Source organism: Vibrio sp. M250220, from assembly GCF_036533795.1.
GTDB lineage: Bacteria > Pseudomonadota > Gammaproteobacteria > Enterobacterales > Vibrionaceae > Vibrio.
In genome coordinates this window covers 1-369 of the sequence record NZ_JATABI010000234.1, presented here as the reverse complement: position 1 = coordinate 369, position 369 = coordinate 1, and the positions used below count along the sequence as shown (strand labels likewise).

1 protein-coding gene is annotated in these 369 nt (G+C 46.9%); it reads right to left on the bottom strand.

What is annotated here, in order from left to right; all coding sequences use genetic code 11:
* Positions 1-369 (bottom strand): bacteriophage T4 gp5 trimerisation domain-containing protein (locus tag QTN94_RS20725; protein WP_443088823.1); only part of this gene is annotated, 369 nt, incomplete at both ends.

The window sequence follows — 369 nt, the reverse complement described above, 5'->3', positions numbered from 1 at the left end:
ACCGGCTTTCAAAGTCATTTCAGAGCCCGCTTCGATAACGACCTTCATACCGGCTTTGATGTGGAGTTCATTGCCAATTTCAAATGCATGCAACTGAGCGATTTTTTGATGCAGACTCCCTTCCACAATCGAGGTGGCATCTTGTTTGACCAGAGTGCGGCTTTCACCCTCCACGGTGAGGTTGTGGTGGTTTTTAATCTGAGTGAAGTGGTCGTTGTCCACCATGGTATGTTGATCGTGTTTAACATGAGTGGTCATGTCATTCAGCACTATCGAGTCAAAATCCTTCTGCGCATGAAGATAGACTTGCTCTTGGTCTGCTTGGTCTTCAAAACTCAGTTCGTTAAAGCCTTGCCCTTGGTGGGTCTC